A 1,236-nucleotide genomic window follows, 5' to 3' on the forward strand; every position below is an offset into this window, starting at 1 on the left:
TGCAGCTCAAAGGGGCCATCAGGCGAGGCTCTGTTCACGGATGTGGCGTATTTTGGCAGCCCGGACGCCAGGAAGCTCCTGATCCTGATTTCCGGCACGCACGGTCCAGAGGGGTACCATGGCTCCGCAGCGCAACTGCTGTTCTTGCGAGCAAAGCTCCACGAGCAGCTTCCCCCCTCGACTGCCGTGCTCTTCATCCACGCGCTGAACTGCTACGGGTTTGCCTGGGATCGCAGGTCGACTGCAGAGGGGGCGACCTGAACCGCAACTTCATCGATTTTTCGAAGCCGGTTCCCTCAAATCCCGAGTATGAGGAGCTGGATGAATATCTTGTTCCTGCAGACAGAACAGAAGAGGCGATCCGCCGCGCACAAGCTGCAATTGCCGAGTATCGCAAGCTGCACGGCGAGCAGGCTTTCCGCTCGGCTAGATCTCGCGGTCAGTACACCAGGCCAGGAGGTCTGTTTTACGGTGGAAGCGAACCGACCGAAGCCAGGCGAACCCTCGAGCAAATAGCGGCCGATCTTGACGTGGCGGCACGCGATGGCGTCATCATCATCGATTACCACACCGGGCTCGGTCCCTACGGCTATGGGGAACTGCAGTGCGAGCAGCCGTCCGGACTAAAGGGCTACGAGCGAGCTGCAACGATCTTTGGGCCCTCCGTGACATTGCCGGATCTGGGGACTTCCTCCTCTGTCAACCTGCACGGGACGCAAGACGAATACTGGCAGCGCATCTTGGGCGATCGGCACACCTATGTTGCGCTTGAGTACGGGACTTATACCAATCCAAAAATACTGAGTGATGAGCACTGGCTGTTTAGGTATCGACCGGAGGCGGTCGATTCCGAACTGGGACGGCAGATTCGGAGCGCCACCAAGCGCCATTTCTACCCACAAAAATCAGACTGGAACGAGATGGTTCTTTGGCGGGCGCACTTGGTGCATCGACAGGCACTCGAGGGACTTAGGTCTGGAGGCTAGCGCTACCGACGAGCCATTTCCGGTGATGTCTCACATCACGGTTTGGTTGCCCTTCTCGCATTGCTCCACACGCGCGCAGCAGTGCGTTGGCGGGCGCATCAATCGCCGCTGGTAGGACGGCGTTCTTGGCCTAATCGCTTCGGGCTTGGGTTTCGACGCATCAACGAAGCTGAGATGGCTGGACGGTGTTTGGAATAAGAATGGGCGAGGTGGATAACCGTGCCGTCAAACCGATCGACCGAAACGAAAC

Annotated in this window: 2 protein-coding genes; both read left to right on the forward strand. The window is 58.5% G+C overall.

Going from position 1 to position 1,236, the window contains the following annotated elements:
* Positions 1-42: 42 nt before the first annotated feature.
* Positions 43-261, forward strand: coding sequence for a DUF2817 domain-containing protein (locus tag IVA80_RS38210; protein ID WP_346347994.1), 219 nt, complete (start codon positions 43-45; stop codon positions 259-261).
* A gap of 11 nt (positions 262-272) precedes the next feature.
* Positions 273-986, forward strand: a complete 714-nt coding sequence (locus tag IVA80_RS12550) for a DUF2817 domain-containing protein (RefSeq protein ID WP_346347995.1) — start codon at positions 273-275, stop codon at positions 984-986.
* Positions 987-1,236: the final 250 nt, after the last annotated feature.

Origin of the sequence: Bradyrhizobium sp. 139 (genome assembly GCF_023074175.1) — a bacterium.
In the GTDB taxonomy this organism is placed as follows: Bacteria; Pseudomonadota; Alphaproteobacteria; order Rhizobiales; family Xanthobacteraceae; genus Bradyrhizobium.